The following is an 18,501-nucleotide window of genomic DNA, read 5'->3' as shown; positions in this document are numbered from 1 at the left end:
TCGACGGGCCGGCGTCCCTCGATCGCCCGGGTCGTAGGGTTCGAGGGTGCTCGAACCCCTCGTCCCCGTGCTCTCCTTCACCCGCTACGACATGAGCGCCGCAGGATCGGCGGCATCGCTGTTCCTCGACCGCACCACTCTCTGCGGGATCTACGTCCTGGAGTTCGAGAACGGCCAGCGGTACGTCGGTCAGACCACGAACATCGTGAGCCGGTACGCGACGCACAGACGCCACCACGGCGACGTCGTCGCCTTCCGCTTCGCTCCGTGTCGACGTGACGACCTCGACCGCGCGGAAGTGGCCGAGATCCGGAGGCAGGAGGCCGAGCACAGCCTGCGCAACCTCGCGCTCACCGGCTGGCCGGGAGGCGTCGACGACCTCGGTGTCACCCTGGAGGAGGGGCGGAGCGTCCTTCTGCCCTGGAACAGGGCCGACCGTCCGCGTGTGGGCGAGGAGGGCGAGGCGACGATGCCGGGCCGGTTCTGGGAGCTGGTCCGCCGCGAGGACTACCTCGACCTCTCCGCCGCCCTGGGCAGGTACATCGGCGAAACGGTCCCCGATCCGTTCGGAACACAGAAGATCCTGTGGACGGTGTCCGCGCTGCCGTCCACGAGGCGGACGAAGAAGCGGCGACGCCTCCTCACTCTGAGCTGCGGAGTGCTGGAGACGGTATTCGTTCAGGAGGACCTGGAGAACGGGGAGATCGTCATCGCTGTCAATGTCGATGCACCGACTTTCGCGGAGCGGCTGGGTCAGCAGGGAGTCAGTGAGCTCCCGCCCGCTTTCGGCATCGAGTACTCGACCAGCTACAAGAGCGCGGAGGTCAGCGCCTGGGAGTTCGAGTCGTGGGAGCAGTTCTGGGAGGCGCTCGACTTCGAGCCGTTCGTCGAGGCCGCATACAAGCTCAATACGACTCTGATGCGGCGAGGCGGCAGCCCCCTCCGCCGTCATCACAACCCGTTCTTCGCCAGCGACCTGCTGTTCTCCGCGGTCAGGTTCGATGCCGAAGGCGATCGACCGATGGAGGAGCCGGCCGGCTGAGCGGCGCTGCCGCTCCCGAGACGCCGCCGTGCCGTCCGGACGCCGCCCTCCCGCGGACATCCCGGCGCGCACGGCGGCGTCTCGGCACCCGACGGAGCCGTCCCGGCGCGCGCACCGCAGCACCGCCTCCGCTTACCACGTTCGGGTCAGTCCGCAACCCGGTGCGCTCCCAGGCGGCTCCCGCCTAACGTCGAGCGTGACGACCGCAGCAGCGGAACGCCGCACACCGAGTGAGACAGCAAGGAGCACCACCGTGCCGCAGATCATCGAGACCGTCGACGTCAACGTCCCCGTGTCCGTCGCCTACAACCAGTGGACCCAGTTCGAGGAGTTCCCGCGATTCCTCGACGAGGTCGAGTCGATCCAGCAGGTCACCGACACCCTCACCGTCTGGAAGGTGAAGGTCGGCCCCGTCGAGCGCGAGTTCGAGGCGAACATCACCGAGCAGCACCCCGACGAGCGCGTCGCGTGGAACAGCACCGGCGGCGAGACCGACCACGCGGGCGTCGTCACCTTCCACAAGCTCTCCGACACCGAGACCCGCGTCACCGTGCAGCTCGACTGGGAGCCGAAGGGCTTCCTCGAGACGCTCGGCTCGCTCGTCGGCGCCGGCAGCCACGCCGTGAAGAAGGACCTGAACAACTTCAAGGAGTACATCGAGAAGCAGGGCACCCCCGACGGTGCCTGGCGCGGCGACGTCGAGGCCTGAGCCGTGACCGACGCAGCCACCTCGTCCGAGGGCGAGAAGAAGGTGAACGGTCTCGGCGACGACGAGACCATCCCGCACTCCGAGGACGGGCTGGCGGTGGGGGTCTCCGGAGACTCGCACTTCAACCCCGAGGAGGACGCTCCCGAGGAGCCCTCCGAGAGCTGACGCTCTCCTCCGGGGAGCCCGACCGCTCTCCTCCGCGAGATGCCACTTGTGCACATGACACGCCACGAGGCGTGCGCACAGGTGGCATCTCGCGGTTGAAGGCTCAGCGCCAGGCCCGGGTGTACTGCGGGGGCACCGGCAGGTCCGCGCCGAGCTCGTGCGCCATCCGCACCGGAGCGTTCGGGTCGCGCAGCAGCTCGCGGGCGAGCAGCACGACGTCGGCGTCGCCGTTCGCGACCACGCCCTCCGCCTGCTCCGCCGTGGTGATGAGTCCCACGGCGCCGACCAGTGCACCGGTCGCCTTCCGCAGGTCGCGCGCGAACGGCACCTGGTAGAGCGGCGCCACCGGGATGCTGGCGTGCACGAGTCCGCCGGTCGACACGTCGAAGAGGTCCACGCCCTCGGCGCGCGCCCACTCCGAGACGGTGATCGTCTCCTCCAGTGTCCAGCCGCCCTCGGCCCAGTCGGTCGCGGAGAAGCGGACGAGCAGCACGAGCTCCCCGATCTCGGCGCGGACCGCGCGGACGACCTCGAGCAGCAGGCGCGCCCGGTTCTCGAGCGAGCCGCCGTAGGAGTCCTCGCGAGTGTTCGAGAGCGGCGACAGGAACTGATGGAGCAGGTACCCGTGCGCGGCGTGCAGCTCGATCACGTCGAAGCCGGCGTCCGCGGCGCGGCGGGCGGAGGCGCGGAACGCCTCGACGAGGCCGGGCAGCTCCTCCGCGGCCAGCTCGCGCGGCTCCGCGTAGCCCTCGAACGCGACGGCCGAGGGAGCGACGGTCGGCCAGCCGCCGTCCTCCAGCGGCACGGATCCGCGTCCGCTCCACTCGCGGTAGGTCGACGCCTTCCGGCCCGCGTGGGCGAGCTGCACGCCCGCGAGCGCGCCCTGTCCGTGCACGAAATCGACGATCGGAGCCCAGGCGTCGCGCTGCTCGTCGTTCCACAGCCCCGTGTCCCAGGGGCTGATCCGCCCCTCGGGGACGACGGCGGTGGCCTCCGCGATGACGACGCCCGATCCGCCGCGCGCGAGCCCGCCGAGGTGCACGAGGTGCCACGAGGTGGGCACCCCGTCCTGCGCCTCCACCGAGTACTGGCACATCGGTGCCGCCCAGAGGCGGTTGCGCGCGGTCCTCGAGCGGAGCGTCAGCGGCTGGAACAAGGCGGTGTCGGTCATGTCTCTCCTGTCGTGCTTCTCCGCGGAACGCCGCTTCGGTAGGCGATACGCCGGTGAGGGCGCACGCCGGCGGCATCTCGCGGAGGGGGTCACGTGCTCCAACCGGGAGGAGAGCCCGGCTATGCCCTGATCAGCGCGGCCAGGTCGCCCCGGGCGCGTCCTGCCAGACGGTGCTCGGCGGAGCGAGCGACTCCAGCTCCTCGAACAGCGCGTCGGGGATCTCGAGCGCGTCGTCGGCCACGAAGGAGTCGTAGTGCTCGGCGGAGGTGGCGCCGACGACCGTCGTCGTCACGCGGGGGTCGCGCGTCGAGAACTGCAGCGCGGCGGCGGCGAGCGGCACGCCCGCCCGGTCGCAGGCCGCTCCCATCGCCGCGACGGCATCGACGATCTCGCGCGGCGCCGGCCGGTAGGCGTAGGAGGTGACCGGCTCCGGCCAGCGCGCGAGGGCGCCTCCGCCGTAGACCGCCGCGTTGACGACGATCACGCCGCGGTCGACGGACGCGTCGATCAGCTCCTCGGAGGAGCGGTCGACCAGCGTGAAGCGGTTGTGGGTGATCACGGCGTCGAAGAGGCCGGTGTCGACGTAGTGGCGCAGCATCGGAGCGGGTCCGCCCGAGATCCCGATCGAGAGGGCGACGCCCGCCTCCTTCATCGCGACGAGCGCGCGGACCGGGCCGTCCTCGGCGAAGGCCTCGTCGTACGAGATGCGCTCCGGGTCGTGCAGGTAGAGCAGGGGGAGGACGTCCATACCGAGGCGCTCGCGGCTCTCGTCGAGGCTGCGGCGCATCCGCTCGGCCGAGTAGCTGCCGGTGCTCGGGTCGCGGTCGAGCTTGGTGACCACGGTGATCCCCTCGGGGACGCCGCCGCGAGCCTGCAGGGCCTCCCCGATCAGGCGCTCGCTGTGGCCGCCGGCGTACTCGTTCGACGTGTCGACGACGGAGACGGCGCGGGTGGCGGCGTCGGAGTCGAGGACGCGCTCGAGGGCCGGCACCCGGTCGAGGTCGGCGACGCGCTCGGGGCGCCAGGAGGTGCCGAGGGTCAGCCGGGTGACGGTGGCGCCGGACGGACCGAAGGGCCGGAGGCGGGAGGACTGCGGAGTCATCCGCTCAGCCTGGCAGCGCCGGGGTCCTCCCCGCATCCCGCGGAGGATGAACGGTCAGTGGACGAGAGTGCTCAGCCCGACCACGCCGAAGCCCAGGAGCGTCGTCGAGAGCGTCCCGGCGGAGAGGTGGGCGATCCGGAAGACGGCGATGGAGCGGAGCGCCGCGGCAGCCTCCGAGGTCGACGAGGTGTCCTGCTCGACGGGGCCTTCCGCGGGGCTCGATGACCGGGCGGCGGACCGGCCCGAGGCCGCCCTCACGGCGGGACGCGGGCCGGTGGTGCGGCCTAGGCTCGGCGCGTGACCGTCGATACCGCCACCGTCGACTCCTCCGCCCGCTCCGCCGTGCTCGACGCTCTCGCCACTCCGGCGCTGGTGCTCGACGAGGCGGTGCTCGACCGCGACATCGCCGCCGTCGCCGCGGCGGCCCGCGAGCGGGGCCTGGCGCTCCGCCCCCACGCGAAGACCCACAAGTCGCTCGAGATCGCCCGGCGCCAGCTCGCCGCGGGGGCCGTCGGGCTCACCGTCGCGACCGTCTCAGAGGCCGAGGTCTTCGCCGCGGGAGGGATCCGCGACCTCTTCATCGCCTACCCGCTCTGGCTCGACGCCGAGCGCGCCGGGCGGCTCCGCCACGTCCTCGCGAGCGCCCGCGTGCGGGTCGGCGTCGACTCGGCGGAGTCGGCCGAGCGCCTGGCCGCGGCCCTGCCCGAGCGCGAGGGGCTCGAGGTCGTCGTCGAGATCGACTCCGGCCACCACCGCAGCGGCGTGCTCCCCGCCGAAGCCGGCGCGATCGCCGCGGCCGCCGTCTCGGCCGGGCTCGACGTCGCCGGCGTCTTCACCTTCCCCGGCCACAGCTACGCGGCCGGCAACGGAGCGGCGGCCGCCCGCGACGAGGCGCGCGCGCTCGCCGAGTCGGTCGCGTCGCTCGCGGCGTCCGGAGTCGAGGCCCGCGTGGTCAGCGGAGGCTCGACCCCCTCGGCCGCGTTCGCCGACTCCTCGGTGCTCACGGAGCTGCGCCCGGGGGTCTCGGCCCTCGGCGACGCCCAGCAGTGGGAGATCGGCACGATGACGCCCGAGGACATCGCCGTCACCGTCCTCGCCACGATCGTGTCCCGCCGCGGCGACCACCTGATCGCCGACGCGGGCAGCAAGGTGCTCTCCTCCGATCGTGGCGCGGCCTCGAGCGGCTTCGGCCGCCTCCCGGAGCACCCGGAGGCGCGCATCCCGGTGCTCTCGGAGCACCATGCGACGATCACCGGCGTCGACCTGCCCGTGGGGACGCGGGTGCGGATCGCGCCGAACCACGTCTGCGTCGCGGTGAACCTGGCCGACGAGTACCGCGTCCTCCTCCGCGACGGCGGCGGCGCCGTCTGGCCCGTCGACGCCCGCGGGCGGAACAGCTAGTCGATCCGCGAGCGCGGGATCCGCAGGCCGAGCAGCGCGCTCGCCGCCAGCAGCACGAAGGCGGAGGCGAAGGCCGCGGTCGGCGATGCGGCGTCGGCGAGAGCGCCTGCGAGCAGCGGCCCGATCACGCCGCCCAGGTCGGACGCGGCCTGGAACACCGAGACCGGCTTGCCGCCGCGCTCGCCCGCGGCGTCACCGACCAGCGCACCCGGGGCCGTGCCCATGAAGGCGGCCGCCGCTCCGTAGACGCAGAGCAGCACGACGAGCAGCCACAGCTCCGAGACGAACGGCATCGCCAGCATCGCCACCGCCGCGACGGAGAATCCGCCGATCAGCGCCGGGCGCCGGCCGACCGTGTCGACGAAGCGGCCGGCGGGCGCGAGCGCGATTGTCTGCACCACCGCGGCGATCGCGAACGCGATGCCGGTCCAGGCGGGCTGCCCGCCGAGCCCCTCGACGACGAGCACGGGGACGAGCGTCGCGCGGACTCCCATCGCCGACCAGCCGAGGGCGAAGTTCGCCAGCACCGCGCTCTGGTACCGGCGGTCACGGGCGACCTCGCGCAGGGGCTTCGTCTTCGCCGCGGCGGACGGTGCCGCGTCGCGCTCCGGCCGCTGCAGCAGGATCAGCCCGACGAGCCCCGCGATCGCGAGCGTGCCGGCGTAGAAGAAGAAGGGGGCCGTGAGTGAGATCGCCGTGAGCACGCCGCCCACCGCGGGGCCCGCCATGCCGCCGAGCAGGAAGCCGCCCTGGTAGAAGCCGATCGAGCGGCCGCGCCGCTCCGGGCTCGCGGTGCGCAGGAGGAGCGTCATCGCCGCGACGGAGAACATCGCGGAGCCGATGCCGCCGACTCCGCGCAGCAGGAGGAGGTGCGGGTAGTCGGAGGCGAAGCCGACCAGCGCCGAGGAGAGCGCGACGATGCCGATGCCGACGGCGAGCACGACCCGCTCGCCGAACCGGTCGACGAGCGGCCCCACGAACGGATTCGCGACCAGCCGCATCAGCGCGAACGCCGAGACGACCGCGCCGACCGCCGTGTAGTCGACGCCGAAGCTGCGCACGTAGGTCGGCAGCACCGGCACGACGACGCCGAACCCCAGCATCACGAAGAAGGCGACGACCCCCAGCACGAGCACGTCCCGCGGCAGTCGCTCGCTGTCTCGGGAACGCCACGGGAATCGCACCTGTCGACGCTACCCCTGCCGCAGGCCCCACCCGACTCCGGACGGGAACCCACCGGGCAGCACGCCGGACGCGCCTGTCGGAGCCGTACCGCGCCGCGGCGCCGGTCGGCGAGCTCGGGCCGGATACGGTCCTTCGATCCGTCCCGGAGGAACCGGTGCACCGGGAGCGGACCGGGACGGGCCCTCGACCGACAGGAGACCCGTGAGACGCACCACAGCTGTGCCGGCCCTACTGGCGGCCACGCTCCTCCTGACCGGGTGCGGGAAGCCGGGAGGCGTGCAGGAGGCCGCTCCCTGCGTCCCGCTCGAGCGCACGTGGAACGACTACGCGCCGGAACTCGATCCCGTTCTGCGTCCACCGTTTCGCGAAGCCCTCGAGGGCTTCGACGAGAGCTCCTCGAACTCGATCGCGTCCGACGCTGCTCGTCTCGCCACGAGCAATCTGCTCTCCGCGATCTCCGGGGATCGACGAGCGAGCGAGTACTTCTGGAACGCCATGGACCTGATCGGCCGTGAGTGCGCCGAGGCGGGAACCCCGCTGTCGTTCGACCACCACGGCGAGCAGCTGACGACGGGGAGCAGCGCCGACCACGGGCGCCCGCCCTGGGTCGTCGATCCGCCGCCTCAGTCGGAGAGCGGCACGATCGAGCCGACGATCCCGGAGTAGCTCACGTAGTAGAGGACGCCGTCGCGGTGGAGGGCGCCGCGGCCGGGGTAGCTCTCGTCCGGTCCGTCGGGCCCGTCGAGGAAGCCCGGAGCCGCGGTGTCGTCGGCGGTGAACCCGTCCGCGAGGAGCGCGGCGCTCCGATCCGGCCACTCCGCGTCCGGGACCGCCAGCTGCCCGACCACGACCGACACGTCGCCCTGGCCGCTCCACCGGCAGAGCACCCCGTCCTCGGCGATCTCCTGCACGACGGGGTAGTCGACGTCGTAGACCGTCGTCTCGGGCGAGAGGGCGAGACCGTCCTCGGCGAGCGACGCCTCCTCCTCGGCGGTGAGCAGGTCCTCGCAGGGGAGCAGGGCGGTGGCCGGGGTCGCGGTGGGCAGCGGAGTCGCGCTGCCGGCGCTCGCGGTCGGCACTGCACTGCTCGGCGTCGGAGCGCTCGAGATCAGCGGTGAAGCGGTCGTCGGGGCCGTCCCCCCGTCGGCGCTTCCCGTGCAGCCGCTCAGCGCGAGCAGCCCCGCCCCGCAGGCGAGCAGCGCCCCGGCGCCCCTCGCGGTCGTCGTCCGGATCATCGCGAGCCCCCTCGTCCGCGGCGGCCGCGTCGCCGCCCCCTCGATCCTCTCCTCCGCCCTCGCCGGCTGTCCACCGCCCCCGGCCGGCGCCGAGGCGACTACCGCTTCGGCCCCGCGCCGATCGCCCAGACCCGCGGCGGCACGGTGCCGTTGACCGCGTGGTCGCCGACGATCCGCGCCTTGAACACCCACGGATTGTGGCTCGCGGCCGTGCGCGCGTTGCGCCAGTGCCGGTCGAGGTTCTTGCGGGTGCTCACCCCGGAGGCGCCCAGCGCGTCGAAGAGGTCGGAGGTCGCCCGGGTGGCCAGTTGCGTCAGGACGATCTGGGCCTGCGCCGTCTCGAGCTCGGCGAGGTCGTTCTGCCGCTCGTCCTCGAGCGGGTCGCCGTCGAGGGCCGCGTCGTGCGCCCGCTGCAGCGCGACCGCCGCGCGCTCCACGATCGCCGCTCCCGCATAGGCGGCGGCCGAGACCTGTCCCACCACCTGCAGGATCTGCGGATCCGCCGCGAACGACTCGGCGTTCCCGTGCGAGAAGATCCGGGTCCGCGCCCGCACCTCGGCTGCGATCTCGCGCTCGGCCCCCGCGATCGAGCCCGCCAGCACGGCCAGCAGCACCGCCTGGTAGAACGCGGTCTGGTAGCGGAACCGGGTCTCGAAGTCGATCACGTCCTCGGCCGCGACCACCGCCTCCGTGAAGGTGCTCGTCCCCGAGCCTGTGGTGCGCTGGCCGAAGCCGTCCCAGTCGTCGGCGTGCTCGACGCCCGCCTGGCGAGCGTCGACGATCGCGATCACCTTCTGCCCGGTGTCGGTGCGCTGGGCGAAGGTGTCGATCCAGTCGGCGAAGACGCTGCCGGTGGAGTAGTACTTCGTGCCGGTCACCGTGAACCGCGTCGGGTCGCCCTCGACCGGAGCGACCTTCGTCTGCACGTCGCCGATCGCGACCGTGCCGACCTCGGTCCAGGCGTTGCCGCCGAGCTCGCCGTCGGCGAAGCGCCGGAGCCAGCGCTCGCGGGTCCCGTCGGTCGCGAGCAGCCGGTCCTCGACCAGGGCGAAGTGGCCGCGGAGCGCCTGGGGCAGGTTGGAGTCGGCGGCGGCCAGCTCCGTCAGCAGGCGGAACAGCTGGGGGAGGCTCGCGCCGGCCCCGCCGGACTCCAGCGGCACGCGCACCGCGCCGAACCCGGCGTCCGCCAGCGCTCGGATCTGCGCGACCGGCAGCTCGCGTGCGCTCTCCCGCGCCGCCGCTCCCGCCGCGATCTCGGCGAACAGCGGCCGGAACCGCCCCGCCAGATCCTCGTAGTCCACCTCGGGCACGGCCCGCACGTCGGTCACGGTCATCGTCGGCTCCTGTTCCGCTGCGCCCACCCCGGGCGGCTCGTGCTCGACGGTAGGGGAGGAGCCCGGTCCGCGGTCCGCCCGTGACGCCCGGTGTCCCTCCGTGACGCCCGGTGTCCCTCCGTGACCTCCGGTGTCCCTCCGTGACGCCCGGATCGGGGAATGCCTCGCCCCCGGGGCTGTTGGCCCAGGGGATGTCCTCCACCACTCCCGTCCCCCCGTCCGACCCCCGCAGCGCCCTCGTCGTCGGTGCGACCGGCATCGGCGGCTCCGCCCTCGTCGACCTGCTCACCGAGCAGGGCTGGCCGGTGACCGCCCTCTCGCGCCGCCCGATCGACGCGCGCCCCGGCGTCACTCCGCTCGCCGCCGACCTGCGCTCCGCCGAGGACCTGGCCCGCGTGCTCGCCGACCAGCGCCCCACGCACGTCTTCTTCACCGCCTGGTCGCGCCAGGCGACGGAGGAGGAGAACATCGCGGTCAACGGCGGCATGGTCCGCGACCTCCTCGCCGCGCTCGCGCACGCTCCCGTCGAGCACGTCGCGCTGGTGACCGGCCTCAAGCACTACCTGGGCCCGTTCGAGGCGTACGGGCAGGGCGCGATGCCCGACACCCCGTTCCACGAGGAGGAGGAGCGCCTCGACGTCCCGAACTTCTACTACGCGCAGGAGGACGAGCTCTTCGCCGCGGCCGGGCGCGCCGGGTTCACCTGGTCGGTGCACCGCTCGCACACGGTCATCGGGCACGCCGTCGGCAACGCGATGAACATGGGGCTGACCCTCGCGGTCGCGGCGTCGATCCACCGTGCCGAGGGCACCCCGTTCGTGTTCCCCGGCTCGCTCACGCAGTGGAACGGACTCACCGACATGACCGACGCAACGATCCTCGCCGAGCAGATGCTCTGGGCGTCGACGTCGGAGGCGGGCCGCGACCAGGCCTTCAACGTGGTCAACGGCGACGTCTTCCGCTGGCGCTGGATGTGGACCCGGATCGCGGAGCACTTCGGCGTCGAGCCGGTCGGCCCGGGGGAGGAGCCGCAGCCGCTCGAGCAGCAGATGGCCGATGCCGAGCCCGTCTGGCGGCGCCTCGTCGACGAGCACGGGCTGATCGAGCCCGACCTCTCCCGCGTCGCCTCCTGGTGGCACACCGACGCCGACCTCGGCCGGAACCTCGAGGTCGTCACCGACATCGGCAAGTCCCGCCTCGCCGGCTTCACGGCGTTCCACCGGACGGTCGACTCGTTCACGGCGCTCTTCGACCGCTACCGCGCGGAGCGCCTGATCCCCTAGCGGTTCGCTGCGGCGCCCCTCGCGATGAGCACGTCCGGCGAGAGCTGGTGGCGCACGAAGCGGAGCGTGAAGCTGCGGCGGTCTCCTCCGGAGACCCGCTCGGCGAGGACGCGGATGCCGAGGACGGCGACGACGCGCCACTGCTCGGTCTCGTGGGCGACGACGGCGCAGAAGAGGTCGCCCGGGCGCACCTCGTCGACGGTGGTGGTGAGGCTGTTCGTTCCGTGGGTCATCTGGCCGCTCCTGGTTCCGGCGGACCTCGCGGACGGCGCTTCGGGTGCGCCGCGCAGCCGTCCGCCGGTCGCTCGAGAGGGGGGCCCGAGCGGCCGGCGGCCGGTCATGCGTGCGACAGCAGGGACGAGCCCGCCGGAACGACCCCGTGCCGCAGGAGCAGTGTAGGACTGCGACCCTGACCGTGGCGCGGAATGTCAACCACTTGCGAGCGCGCTCCCGGGGTTCTCAGGCCCGGAGACGACGGAACCCGCCTCCCGGGCGGGAAGGCGGGTCGTGTCGGTGTGCGGCGGCGGCGCCTGATCGGGAGCGGCTCCGGCGCGGAGGGTCAGGCGGCGGGCTCGGCGCGGCGCAGCGGAACGGCGGCGTTGCTCGTCGGCTCGGGCACGATGCGGAGGCCGGCGCCGCTGTTGGCGCGCTCCATGAGGGCCTCGACCCACTCCGGGTTGATCGTGGGCTGGCGGCTGCCCTTGAACTCGAACTGGATCGGGATGGTCGGGTGCATCCACACGCCGCGGCGGCCGGTGCCGGCCTGGGGACTCGCGTCGAGGGTGAGCAGGAAGCGCTCGTCGCGGCGGAACTTGTTGATGATGACGATCTGGAGGTGGGCGAGGGCGCGGTCCTCGACCTCGATGGCGGCGGGGGGAGTGCCGTACAGGATGTTGCCCATGGTGTGCTCCGATCTGACGTGCGAATAGCTGACGTCCGTCACTCTATATCGCTAGAAAGACTTCCTACTAGTTGAGCTAGCTACTTACGTCGCGGAGTGCGTTTTCTGTCCATCGCCGCCGGACGACTCGATTCTCCGACGGATCCGGGGCGCGGCAGAAGACCCCCGGAGTGAACTCCCGGGGACACGCGGTCGCGGCCGATTGGACGCCGGTCAGGCGCGGCGCTGCTCCAGCACGCCGTCGGCGTACTCGCCGATCGGCTCGCCCGCGAGCTCCTGGGCGGCGTCGACCGTCTCGGAGTCGGCCGGGCGCTCGACGATGTCGCGCATCGTCTGCAGGAAGCGGATGACGGTCCCGGCCTCGGAGGGGTTGAGCGTCTCGGCCGCCTCGAGCATGCGGCGGTGCATCTCGTCGAGCGTCTCGCGCACCTCGCGGTGGGAGGTGGGGGTGGCGACTATGCGGATGGCCCGGCGGTCGCTCGGGTGCGGCTCCCGGACCACGTGCCCGCTCTTGACCAGCCGGTCGATCAGCACGGTCGTGGAGGCGGAGGAGATGCCGAGGTAGGAGGCCAGGTCCTTCGGGCTGACGTGCACGCCCTTCTGCTGGCGGCGCATGAGGAACTGCACGGCCAGCAGGTCGTTCTCGCCCATGCCCATGGATCCGCGGGTCCGGCGGCGCATCGCGGCCTCCGCCGTGCGGAAGGCGCGCATCGCGGCGAGGACCTCCACCGCTCCGGGCTCGGTCGCCTCACCCGAGAACCAGAAGGCCCCGGGTCGCTTCAGCGTGACCTCATCCATGCCGAACAGTCTAGACAGTCTCGTAGCAAGAACATCTAGACAAGCCAACCTCCCCCGAAGTGCTTGCCTGGAAGGGCGGCGACCACTACGAAGGGACTACTAGTTAGACGAGCTAGTGACTCATTCGCGAAGGGAGCTGCCCGTGCTGGACGAACTCGACCGCCTGCAGCCGCTCCTGGCCGACGTCGTGGATCCGCTGGTCGGCTCCACCCTGGCCGGTCGCTACCTCGTGCTCGAGCGGGTGGGGGAGGGCGGCAGCGCCGTCGTCTACCGCGCCCGCGACCTCCGCCTCGCCCGCCAGGTCGCGGTCAAGGTCCACCGCGACGTCCCGGACACCCCCAACGAGCGGGCGCGTCGCGAGCGCGAGATCCGCTTCCTGATCGACTCGCGTCACGCCTCCGTGGTGGACGTCCTCGACCAGGGCGAGATCCCCGGCGAGGAGGGCGACCTCGCGTTCCTCGTCCTCGAGTACTTCGACCGCAGCGACCCGGCGGCCGACTGGTTCGGCTCCGGCGATCCGCGGCTCATCGCGGAGGTCGGGGCTCAAGTGGCCGATGCTCTCGCGCACCTGCACGCGCAGGGCGTCCTCCACCGCGACGTGAAGCCCGAGAACGTCCTCGTCCGCTCGCGCGCCACCGCATCCGGCTTCTCCGCGCACGAGGCCAAGCTCAGCGACTTCGGGATCGCCCGCTCGGTCGACGACGCCCGGCTCACCCGCTCCGACGTGCTGGTGGGCACCGCCGCGTACCTCAGCCCCGAGAGCCTCGGCTCCGGCCCGGTCGGACCGGCGTCCGACGTCTACTCGCTCGGGCTGGTCCTGCTCGAGGCCGTCTCGGGCCGCAGGGCCTACACCGGCACGACGCTCGAGATCTCGATCCAGCGCCTCCACCACGCGCCCGTCGTCCCGGAGTCGGTCCCGGCGGAGTGGCGCGAGCTGCTGACCGCGATGACCGCTCTCGATCCGGCCGACCGCCCCTCCGCCGAGGAGGTGGCACGCCGGCTCTGGGCGCGCCTGGCCGGCGGCCCCGCCGCAGCCCCCTCCCGCAGCGGAGTCACGGGCACGGTCGCCCTCGTCGCCGCGGGCCTGGTCGGCGCGGTGACGGCCCTCTCGCTCACCGGCTGGCTGGGCTGAGCGCCCCGAGCGGTCCTCGTCCGCTCAGGTTCCTCGCGATCGTGCTCCCGTAGGCTCCGGGCGACCCTCGACCGACCCCGAGCCGCGTCGCCGCGGACCGAACGGAGCCGATCCCATGAGCCCGCGCCGCCTCTTCCGCCTGCTGTCGATCGTCGAGGCGGTGACCTGGACTCTCCTGATCGTCGGGATGCTGCTGAAGTACGCGGCCGGAGCCGGCGACTGGCCGGTGAGCGTCGCCGGGCCGATCCACGGGTTCGCGTTCCTCGCCTACGGAGCCGCGGCCCTGGTGCTCGCGGTGAACCAGCGGTGGTCGGCGGGTGCGACGGCGCTCGCGGTCGTCAGCGCGGTCGTGCCCTACGCGACGGTCCCGCTGGAGCGCGGCTTCGAGCGCCGCGGCCTGCTGGAGGGCCCGTGGCGGACGCACGCGACGGACGACCCGCGCGACCGGCGCGTGACGAGCCGGCTCCTCCGCTGGGCGCTCGCGCGGCCCGTGCTCGCCGGGGCGCTGGTCCTGGCTCTGGTCGCCGTCGTCTTCGCGGCGCTGCTGGTGGTCGGCCCGCCCGGGGGCGGCGAGGCCTGATCCCGCGCGCGGCGTGCCTCAGACGGGGCGCGTCTCCGCGTCGATGAGGATCTCGGCGGCGCGACGCGCGTGCAGGGCGGCCTCCGGGGTTCCGGCGATGGCCGCGGTGGTCTGGGCGCCCTCGGCGAGGATCGCGAGCTGCGCGGCGAGCTCGGCGCCGCCACCCGCCTCCTCGGCGAGGGTCGCGAGGAAGCGCTGGAACGTCTCCTTGTGGTCGCGCGCCATCTCGGCGACCATCGGGTTCGACGAGCCGAGCTCCCCGAAGGCGTTGATGAAGCCGCAGCCGCGGAACGAGTCCTCGGAGAACCAGTCGAAGAGGAAGTCGTAGATCGCGAGCAGCTTGCCGCGAGGTCCGTCCGCCGCGGCGACCCGGGTGGTCACGCCGAGGGTCCACTGCTCGTGCCGGCCGTGCAGGACGGCGACCACCACCGACTCCTTGCTCGGGAACTCCGAGTAGAGGCGCTTCAGCGAGACGCCCGCGGCCGTGCGGAGCTCGTCCATCCCGACGGACTGGATGCCGCGCTCGTAGTAGAGCCGGTCGGCGGCCGCGAGGATCGCCTCGCGGGGAGGGCGCTCGTCGAGGATCGGGGACATCCCTCCATGGTAGGCGGTACCAGAACGGGCGTTCTCGGTCGGCTGCCGCGCTCTCCGCAGGGGATCCGGGGGTCGGACGCTGCTGCTAGCGTCGCGCTCGGGTGCGCAGGCGCACGGGGACGGGAGGCGGACGCATGGTCGTCGCGATGCAGGCCGAGGGATTCGACGGGCCGGAGGCGCTGCGCGCCGTCGAGGTCGATCCGGGGGAGCCGACGCCCGGCAGGGTGCGGATCGCGGTGCGCGCCGCGGGCGTGAACCCGGCCGACGCGAAGCTCCTGCGCGGGATGTTCGGGCGCGGGCGGGTGCCGGTCCGGCCGGGCAGCGAGATCTCCGGAGTCGTGACCGCGGTCGGCGAGGGGGCCGAGGGGCCGCTCGGCCAGATCCGCGTGGGCGACGAGGTCGTGGCGTTCCGGGTCTCCGGCGGCTACTCCGCCGAGCTGGTCGCGCCCGCGAGCGCGGTCCTGCCCAAGCCCGCCGGGCTCGGCTGGGCGGCGGCCGCGGGCCTGCTGCTGGCCGGGACGACCGCCGAGCACCTCGTCGAGGCCACCCGCGTCTCCTCCGGGGACACCGTCCTGGTGCACGGGGCGAGCGGAGCCGTCGGTTCGCTCGCTGTGCAGCTCGCGGTCGCCCGCGGAGCTCGGGTGCTGGGCACCACGAGCGAGCGCGGCGAGGAGGTCGTCCGCCGCTTCGGCGCGGAGCCGGTCCGCTACGGCGCCGGGCTGGAGGAGCGCGTGCGCGTCCTGGCCCCCGGCGGCGTCGACGTCGCGCTGGACACGGCGGGCATCGACGAGGCGCTGGACGCCTCGGTGGCTCTGGTCGCCGACCGCTCGCGCATCGCCACTGTGGCCGGCTTCGAGCACGCCGCCCGCCTCGGCGGGATCCTGATGCTCGGCGGCGGACCGGGAGCCGATCCCGGAACCGCGCTCCGCGACGCCGCCCGGCCGGGCCTGCTCGACCGCGCCGGTCGCGGAGAGCTCGAGGTCGTGCTCGGGCCCTCCTTCCCGCTGACCGAGGCGGCCGCCGCGCTCGCCCTCGTCGAGTCGGGCCGCGCGCGCGGCAAGACGGTCCTGCTCCCCTGAACGAGACGTCCTCCCTCGACCTGCCGGCCCTCGGGCCCTTCGACTCAGCCGGCGCCGCGAGCCTCCTCCGCAACCACGCCCTCCCCGGAGTGGAGCGGGTCTCGGCCGACGGCCGGCGCCTGGAGCGCCTGCTCACCCTCGACGGGGCGCCGCGGCCGATCGCGCTCGAGGTGACGGAGACCGGGCTGCGGGTGGAGGCGGAGCCGGACGTGCTGACGCCGGCGGCCGCGGTCGTCCGTGCCTGGTTCGACCTCGACTCCGATGTGGTGGCGATCGGCGCCGAGCTCTCGCGGGACCCGCTGCTCGCCCGCTCCGTTGCGGCCCGACCGGGGCTGCGCGCGACGCAGTACCCGGAGGCGTTCGAGGCGGCGGTCATGGCGGTCCTCGGCCAGCAGGTGTCCGTCGCCGCGGCCCGGACCTTCGGCGGACGGACCGCCGCGGCCTTCGGCGCCCCGGGGGAGCGCGGTCTGCTGGCGTTCCCCGCACCCGCCGCCCTGCTCGCGCCGGAGTTCGAGGCGCTGCGCTCGGCGATCGGGATCACCAACGCCCGGGCGCGGACGGTCCGTGCCGTCGCCGAGGCCTTCGCCGCCGGACCCGTGCTCGACCGCGCGGGCGACCTGCCGGAGCAGCGGCGCGCGCTCCTCGCGATCCCGGGCATCGGGCCGTGGACGGCCGACTACCTCGCGCTCCGGTTCCTCGGCGATCCGGACGCCTTCCCCGCCGGCGACCTGGTGCTGCGGAAGGCGCTCGGCCGGGTGAGCACGGCGGAGGCGGAGGCGGCGTCGCAGGCGTGGCGGCCGCACCGGGCGCACGCGGCGTTCCACCTGTGGGCGAGCACCGGGGCGGTCTGAGCGGACGGACGACCCGAGTCGAGAGGCCGCGCCCGGACCGGCGGCCGGGACCGGCCGCCGACGGATCAGGTCAGGTACTCGACGTCGTCGTACAGGATCGGCGCGTCCTCGGCGTCCGGATCCTCGACCGGGACGTCCTCGTGCTCGAGGATGACCGCGACGCCCGGGGAGACCAGCACGCAGACCTCGCGCTCGCCGGCGACCGTGAAGCTCACCATGTCGCCGCGGTTGCGCACGGCCTCGACCAGGCGCTTCTCGAGCTCCTCGGTGTCGAGGGAGACGGCGAGGAGGAAGCGACGGCCGTCGATGCTGAGCGTGGTGCGCCGCATCGTCGCCTCGGGCTCGGGAGGCGTGCCGCGTCCGCCGCGGCCCGGCGTGACCGCCTTGACCCGCAGCGACGAGGCGTGCATCCGGATGACGGCGTTCACGAGCCCGCCTCCGGGCGCGACTCGTGGTGGCGGCGGCCGCCGGAGCGGCGGTCCTCCTTCATCTCGGACTCGAAGAGGTGGCGGCGTCCGCCGGCGAGCTCGTCGCGCGCGGCGCGCTCCTGCTCCCGGAACGCGGCGTAGTAGGTGTCGTCGTAGTCCTCGACGATCTGGAAGGTCCAGCGCCCCTCGATGACGTTGCGGCCGACGAGCTCGGCCTCGATCCGCTCGGCGGTCGCGGCGTGGCCGGCCTCGCGCAGCGCGTCGACGGCCTCGCCCAGAGCGAGGTCGGCCGCGCCGGTGAGCCGGTGGAAGCCGTAGAGCAGACCGCGGGCGTGCTCGACCGTCTCGAGCGCCTCCGAGAGCTTCCCGAGCGCCGCCACGGTGGCGTCGTCGAGACCCTCCGGGCGCAGGTGCGCGGAGTCGGGGTGGTCGTGTGAGCTGCTCATCCAGGTGAGCTTAGGCCGACCTAAATGCTCTGTGACCCCCTTGCGCCGCCGCCGGGAATGGTTCGTGCCCGGAGCGGCAGGGCGGTCAGGTGCACGTCGCGGAGCGCTCCGTCGTCGGCGACGGCGGTCAGGAAGGTGCAGGCCGGCTGGCGCCTCCGATCCGTCGGGGAGCCCGGATTGAGCAGGCGGAGACCCGCCGGGGAGACGGTGTCCCAGGGGATGTGGCTGTGCCCGAAGACGAGCATGTCGGCACCCGGATGGGCGGCGTCGGCGCGGGTCTCGCGGCCGGTCGCCGCTCCGGTCTCGTGCACCACGCGGACGTCGAGGCCGGCGACGCGGGCGCGCGCGACCTCGGGCAGGCGGGCGCGCAGCGGCTCCGGATCGTTGTTGCCCCACACGGCCAGCAGGAGCGCCGCCCGCTCCTCCAGCGCGTCCAGCGTCGCCTCGTCGACCCAGTCGCCCGCGTGCACGACCAGGTCGGCCTCGTCGACCGCGCGCCACACCTCGTCCGGGAGGGCCTTCGCCCGCTTCGGGAGGTGCGTGTCGGCGAGCAGGAGGAGGCGGACCGGACCGTCGACCTCGGGTGGAGAGCCGTCGGGGCCGGGCTGGAGCAGGGGCATCAGCGGGCGGGGCCGGGCGTCGGCTCCACTCCGCCGTCGGCGCCGGGCTCGTTCGCGGTCCCGGAGCTGCGGAGGCGGGCGTCGAGCGCCTCGAGGTCGGCGGCGAACCAGAGGTGGTCGCCGCGGTTCGACTCTATGACGAAGGCCTGCAGCGCGCTCGACTCCGCCACCGGCCCGCTGACGTCGCCGAGGATCACCAGCCGCTTGCCGTACGAGACGAACTTCTGCACGAACTCGCCGGCGATGCCGGAGCGCAGGCGGAGGAACTCGGGGTCGAGCCGCCCGACGGGCACCACGATCGTCTCGACGTCGCCGCCGTAGGTCTCGCCGATGAGCGCGATCGCGTCGTCCGGGGTCGAGAGCGCGCCTCCGTCGTCGTCGACGAGCAGGAGGGGGACGCCCTGGCGGGTCTCGGTTCTCATCGGGCCAGCCAATCACGTCGGCC

Annotated in this window: 24 protein-coding genes; 10 read left to right on the top strand and 14 right to left on the bottom strand. The window is 73.6% G+C overall.

The features are described 5' to 3' along the window. The first annotated feature begins 67 nt into the window (after positions 1–67). The 3 genes from C5B93_RS02735 to C5B93_RS17100 all read left to right on the top strand — a co-directional run bounded on the left by C5B93_RS02735 (position 68) and on the right by C5B93_RS17100 (position 1,916). Positions 68–1,042, top strand: coding sequence for a GIY-YIG nuclease family protein (locus C5B93_RS02735; RefSeq protein ID WP_146078419.1), 975 nt, complete (start codon positions 68–70; stop codon positions 1,040–1,042). A gap of 253 nt (positions 1,043–1,295) precedes the next feature. Continuing rightward, positions 1,296–1,751, top strand: coding sequence for an SRPBCC family protein (locus C5B93_RS02730; RefSeq protein ID WP_104224157.1), 456 nt, complete (start codon positions 1,296–1,298; stop codon positions 1,749–1,751). A 3-nt stretch (positions 1,752–1,754) separates the two neighbouring features. Continuing rightward, a complete protein-coding gene (locus C5B93_RS17100) occupies positions 1,755–1,916 on the top strand; it encodes a hypothetical protein (protein WP_181068302.1) in 162 nt (53 codons plus the stop codon). A gap of 103 nt (positions 1,917–2,019) precedes the next feature. On the opposite strand, the gene C5B93_RS02725 is transcribed toward C5B93_RS17100, so the two are convergent. From C5B93_RS02725 to C5B93_RS02715, 3 genes are all read right to left on the bottom strand, one after another. After that, positions 2,020–3,087, bottom strand: coding sequence for an NADH:flavin oxidoreductase/NADH oxidase (locus C5B93_RS02725; protein ID WP_104254884.1), 1,068 nt, complete (start codon positions 3,085–3,087; stop codon positions 2,020–2,022). A gap of 130 nt (positions 3,088–3,217) precedes the next feature. Further along, complete coding sequence (locus tag C5B93_RS02720; RefSeq protein WP_181068301.1) at positions 3,218–4,189, bottom strand: aldo/keto reductase; 972 nt, start codon at positions 4,187–4,189, stop codon at positions 3,218–3,220. 54 nt (positions 4,190–4,243) lie between these two features. After that, entirely contained in the window at positions 4,244–4,447 is a 204-nt protein-coding gene (locus tag C5B93_RS02715) for a hypothetical protein (protein WP_104291714.1), read from the bottom strand. Between the two features lie 39 nt (positions 4,448–4,486). Between C5B93_RS02715 and C5B93_RS02710 the strand changes: the two genes are divergently transcribed. Continuing rightward, positions 4,487–5,590, top strand: coding sequence for an alanine racemase (locus tag C5B93_RS02710; protein ID WP_258068112.1), 1,104 nt, complete (start codon positions 4,487–4,489; stop codon positions 5,588–5,590). Here the strand turns inward: C5B93_RS02710 and C5B93_RS02705 are convergent. Further along, positions 5,587–6,774 (bottom strand): MFS transporter, encoded by a 1,188-nt coding sequence (locus C5B93_RS02705; protein ID WP_258068111.1) that lies wholly within the window; start codon positions 6,772–6,774, stop codon positions 5,587–5,589. The genes C5B93_RS02710 and C5B93_RS02705 overlap by 4 nt on opposite strands. Positions 6,775–6,976: 202 nt before the next feature. On the opposite strand from C5B93_RS02705, the gene C5B93_RS02700 reads away from it, so the two are divergent. After that, positions 6,977–7,441: a hypothetical protein gene (locus C5B93_RS02700; RefSeq protein WP_146078418.1), complete on the top strand. Its 465-nt coding sequence runs from the start codon at positions 6,977–6,979 to the stop codon at positions 7,439–7,441. Here C5B93_RS02700 and C5B93_RS02695 read toward each other — a convergent pair. Next, positions 7,399–8,010 carry a hypothetical protein gene (locus C5B93_RS02695; RefSeq protein WP_104291712.1) on the bottom strand — a complete coding sequence of 204 codons (612 nt, stop codon included), beginning with the start codon at positions 8,008–8,010 and terminating at the stop codon, positions 7,399–7,401. The genes C5B93_RS02700 and C5B93_RS02695 overlap by 43 nt on opposite strands. 98 nt (positions 8,011–8,108) lie before the next feature. Beyond that, positions 8,109–9,344, bottom strand: coding sequence for an acyl-CoA dehydrogenase family protein (locus C5B93_RS02690; RefSeq protein WP_104291711.1), 1,236 nt, complete (start codon positions 9,342–9,344; stop codon positions 8,109–8,111). Positions 9,345–9,535: 191 nt separating this feature from the next. On the opposite strand from C5B93_RS02690, the gene C5B93_RS02685 reads away from it, so the two are divergent. After that, positions 9,536–10,627 carry an SDR family oxidoreductase gene (locus C5B93_RS02685; RefSeq protein ID WP_104291710.1) on the top strand — a complete coding sequence of 364 codons (1,092 nt, stop codon included), beginning with the start codon at positions 9,536–9,538 and terminating at the stop codon, positions 10,625–10,627. On the opposite strand, the gene C5B93_RS02680 is transcribed toward C5B93_RS02685, so the two are convergent. From C5B93_RS02680 to C5B93_RS02670, 3 genes are all read right to left on the bottom strand, one after another. Continuing rightward, a complete protein-coding gene (locus C5B93_RS02680; RefSeq protein ID WP_104225949.1) occupies positions 10,624–10,860 on the bottom strand; it encodes a hypothetical protein in 237 nt (78 codons plus the stop codon). The genes C5B93_RS02685 and C5B93_RS02680 overlap by 4 nt on opposite strands. Positions 10,861–11,186: 326 nt before the next feature. Then, positions 11,187–11,528: an ATP-dependent DNA ligase gene (locus C5B93_RS02675; protein WP_104224199.1), complete on the bottom strand. Its 342-nt coding sequence runs from the start codon at positions 11,526–11,528 to the stop codon at positions 11,187–11,189. A gap of 213 nt (positions 11,529–11,741) precedes the next feature. Next, entirely contained in the window at positions 11,742–12,326 is a 585-nt protein-coding gene (locus C5B93_RS02670) for a MarR family winged helix-turn-helix transcriptional regulator (protein WP_104224167.1), read from the bottom strand. A gap of 142 nt (positions 12,327–12,468) precedes the next feature. Here C5B93_RS02670 and C5B93_RS02665 point away from each other — a divergent pair, with 142 nt between their 5' ends. Both C5B93_RS02665 and C5B93_RS02660 read left to right on the top strand, forming a co-directional pair. Beyond that, positions 12,469–13,458 (top strand): serine/threonine-protein kinase, encoded by a 990-nt coding sequence (locus tag C5B93_RS02665; RefSeq protein ID WP_181068300.1) that lies wholly within the window; start codon positions 12,469–12,471, stop codon positions 13,456–13,458. Between the two features lie 115 nt (positions 13,459–13,573). Further along, the gene (locus tag C5B93_RS02660; protein WP_104225947.1) at positions 13,574–14,038 is read left to right on the top strand and encodes a DUF3817 domain-containing protein; all 465 of its coding nucleotides are present in this window, start codon (positions 13,574–13,576) and stop codon (positions 14,036–14,038) included. Positions 14,039–14,056: 18 nt separating this feature from the next. Here the strand turns inward: C5B93_RS02660 and C5B93_RS02655 are convergent, their stop codons facing one another. After that, positions 14,057–14,632: a TetR/AcrR family transcriptional regulator gene (locus C5B93_RS02655; RefSeq protein ID WP_104224170.1), complete on the bottom strand. Its 576-nt coding sequence runs from the start codon at positions 14,630–14,632 to the stop codon at positions 14,057–14,059. 101 nt (positions 14,633–14,733) lie between these two features. Between C5B93_RS02655 and C5B93_RS02650 the strand changes: the two genes are divergently transcribed. Beyond that, the gene (locus C5B93_RS02650; RefSeq protein ID WP_258068110.1) at positions 14,734–15,711 is read left to right on the top strand and encodes an NADP-dependent oxidoreductase; all 978 of its coding nucleotides are present in this window, start codon (positions 14,734–14,736) and stop codon (positions 15,709–15,711) included. Then, entirely contained in the window at positions 15,708–16,562 is an 855-nt protein-coding gene (locus tag C5B93_RS02645; protein WP_308471004.1) for an AlkA N-terminal domain-containing protein, read from the top strand. The genes C5B93_RS02650 and C5B93_RS02645 overlap by 4 nt, the downstream gene beginning before the upstream one ends. A gap of 65 nt (positions 16,563–16,627) precedes the next feature. On the opposite strand, the gene C5B93_RS02640 is transcribed toward C5B93_RS02645, so the two are convergent. Genes C5B93_RS02640 through C5B93_RS02625 form a run of 4 tightly spaced genes read right to left on the bottom strand, consistent with a single transcriptional unit; the run spans position 16,628 to position 18,478 of the window. Then, positions 16,628–16,990, bottom strand: coding sequence for a hypothetical protein (locus C5B93_RS02640; RefSeq protein ID WP_104224172.1), 363 nt, complete (start codon positions 16,988–16,990; stop codon positions 16,628–16,630). After that, positions 16,987–17,436 carry a hypothetical protein gene (locus tag C5B93_RS02635; protein WP_104224173.1) on the bottom strand — a complete coding sequence of 150 codons (450 nt, stop codon included), beginning with the start codon at positions 17,434–17,436 and terminating at the stop codon, positions 16,987–16,989. Before C5B93_RS02635 ends, C5B93_RS02640 begins: the two co-directional genes overlap by 4 nt. A 20-nt stretch (positions 17,437–17,456) precedes the next feature. Beyond that, the gene (locus C5B93_RS02630) at positions 17,457–18,056 is read right to left on the bottom strand and encodes a metallophosphoesterase (protein ID WP_104291707.1); all 600 of its coding nucleotides are present in this window, start codon (positions 18,054–18,056) and stop codon (positions 17,457–17,459) included. Continuing rightward, positions 18,056–18,478, bottom strand: coding sequence for a DUF4180 domain-containing protein (locus C5B93_RS02625; RefSeq protein WP_104282452.1), 423 nt, complete (start codon positions 18,476–18,478; stop codon positions 18,056–18,058). Before C5B93_RS02625 ends, C5B93_RS02630 begins: the two co-directional genes overlap by 1 nt. Between the last annotated feature and the right edge of the window lie 23 nt (positions 18,479–18,501).

The sequence above is a fragment of the Rathayibacter sp. AY1A2 genome (assembly GCF_002930935.1).
Taxonomy (GTDB): domain Bacteria; phylum Actinomycetota; class Actinomycetes; order Actinomycetales; family Microbacteriaceae; genus Rathayibacter.
This window is presented reverse-complemented; position numbering and strand designations above follow the sequence as displayed.

Coding starts and splice junctions, on each gene's coding strand:
- C5B93_RS02725 (WP_104254884.1), bottom strand. CDS start 3,087: ATGACCGACACCGCCTTGTTCCAGCCGCTGACGCTCCGCTCGAGGACC.
- C5B93_RS02720 (WP_181068301.1), bottom strand. CDS start 4,189: ATGACTCCGCAGTCCTCCCGCCTCCGGCCCTTCGGTCCGTCCGGCGCC.
- C5B93_RS02695 (WP_104291712.1), bottom strand. CDS start 8,010: ATGATCCGGACGACGACCGCGAGGGGCGCCGGGGCGCTGCTCGCCTGC.
- C5B93_RS02690 (WP_104291711.1), bottom strand. CDS start 9,344: ATGACCGTGACCGACGTGCGGGCCGTGCCCGAGGTGGACTACGAGGAT.
- C5B93_RS02685 (WP_104291710.1), top strand. CDS start 9,536: ATGTCCTCCACCACTCCCGTCCCCCCGTCCGACCCCCGCAGCGCCCTC.
- C5B93_RS02680 (WP_104225949.1), bottom strand. CDS start 10,860: ATGACCCACGGAACGAACAGCCTCACCACCACCGTCGACGAGGTGCGC.
- C5B93_RS02675 (WP_104224199.1), bottom strand. CDS start 11,528: ATGGGCAACATCCTGTACGGCACTCCCCCCGCCGCCATCGAGGTCGAG.
- C5B93_RS02670 (WP_104224167.1), bottom strand. CDS start 12,326: ATGGATGAGGTCACGCTGAAGCGACCCGGGGCCTTCTGGTTCTCGGGT.
- C5B93_RS02660 (WP_104225947.1), top strand. CDS start 13,574: ATGAGCCCGCGCCGCCTCTTCCGCCTGCTGTCGATCGTCGAGGCGGTG.
- C5B93_RS02655 (WP_104224170.1), bottom strand. CDS start 14,632: ATGTCCCCGATCCTCGACGAGCGCCCTCCCCGCGAGGCGATCCTCGCG.
- C5B93_RS02635 (WP_104224173.1), bottom strand. CDS start 17,436: ATGAGCAGCTCACACGACCACCCCGACTCCGCGCACCTGCGCCCGGAG.
- C5B93_RS02630 (WP_104291707.1), bottom strand. CDS start 18,056: ATGCCCCTGCTCCAGCCCGGCCCCGACGGCTCTCCACCCGAGGTCGAC.
- C5B93_RS02625 (WP_104282452.1), bottom strand. CDS start 18,478: ATGAGAACCGAGACCCGCCAGGGCGTCCCCCTCCTGCTCGTCGACGAC.